Origin of the sequence: Kitasatospora sp. A2-31, from assembly GCF_022288725.1 — a bacterium.
Taxonomy (GTDB): domain Bacteria; phylum Actinomycetota; class Actinomycetes; order Streptomycetales; family Streptomycetaceae; genus Kitasatospora.
In genome coordinates this window covers 1-1043 of the sequence record NZ_JAKNTA010000276.1, presented here as the reverse complement: position 1 = coordinate 1043, position 1043 = coordinate 1, and the positions used below count along the sequence as shown (strand labels likewise).

The 1043-nt window shown below is 66.6% G+C and carries 2 protein-coding genes; both read left to right on the top strand.

Annotation, left to right across the window (positions count from 1 at the left end; translation table 11 throughout):
* A partial coding sequence (locus MCM47_RS41420; protein ID WP_238951911.1) for a helix-turn-helix transcriptional regulator occupies window positions 1–752 on the top strand: 752 nt, incomplete at its 5' end.
* Window positions 749–991 carry a DUF397 domain-containing protein gene (locus tag MCM47_RS41415; RefSeq protein ID WP_238951910.1) on the top strand — a complete coding sequence of 81 codons (243 nt, stop codon included), beginning with the start codon at window positions 749–751 and terminating at the stop codon, window positions 989–991. The genes MCM47_RS41420 and MCM47_RS41415, both read left to right, overlap by 4 nt.
* Window positions 992–1043 lie beyond the last annotated feature (52 nt).

Sequence of the window (1043 nt, the reverse complement as noted above, 5' to 3'; positions counted from 1 at the left end):
TGACGCAGAAGGACCTGGCCGGCCACGTCGGCTACACCGAGGCCCTGATCGGCGCGGTGGAGCGCGGGAAGCGGACGCCTCAGCCGGAGTTGCTGGACGCGGCGGACAAACTGCTGGACGCGGGCGGGCTGTTGAGCATCGCGAAGGACGACGTCCAGCGCGCGAAGGCCAAGGCCCGCGTACGGCACCCGGCCTGGTTCCGGGACTACGCGCGGCTGGAGGAGGAGGCCATCGAGCTTCACGACTTCAGCATGGTCGGCGTGCCCGGTTTGCTTCAGACTGAGGCGCACGCCCGGGCTGTCTTCGCCATGCGCCAGCCACTGCTCACGGAGGAAGTGATCGAAATGCGGGTGGCTGCCCGCATGGCGCGGCAGGAGATCCTCACACGCTGGCCACGGGCCATCTTCAGCTGGGTCATCGACGAGGGCGTGTTGCATAGGCCGCTGGGCGGCACAGACGTGCACGCGGCACAGCTACGTCGACTGCTGGAAGTCGGTCAGACGCGCGGAATGGTAGTCCAGGTACTACCGCTCGACAGAACGGAGCATGCGGGGATGGATGGACCATTCATCCTGATCACCCCCAAAGGGCGCCCCCAGAACGCCTACATCGAGGTTCAGACGAGCAGTAGGCTGATCTCGGATCAGGAGGAGGTACGTATCCTCAACGCACGATACGGCACCCTCAGGGCCCAGGCGCACACCCCCCAGGAGTCCCTATCCTTGATCGAGAAGATGCTGGGAGAGCGATGAGCACGAAGCTGGCATGGTTCAAGAGCAGCTACAGCGGCAGCGAGGGTGGCGCGTGCATCGAGGTCGCCTGGCACAAGAGCAGCCACAGCAGCAACGAGGGCGGCGCGTGCGTCGAGGTCGCCGAAACCACCACCGCCGTCCTCGTCCGTGACTCCAAGGACAAGAGCGGCCCCCACCTCACCTTCAACCCCGCATCCTGGCAGGCCTTCCTCACCTACGCCGCCACCGCCGAGGCCTGAGCACCACCCCCACCCCCCAACGGCCCGCCGCTGTGCAGCGACGAGCCGTTGG

Bases quoted from the DNA above. Each gene is read 5' to 3' on its own strand.
- MCM47_RS41415 (WP_238951910.1), top strand. From the start codon at position 749: ATGAGCACGAAGCTGGCATGGTTCAAGAGCAGCTACAGCGGCAGCGAG.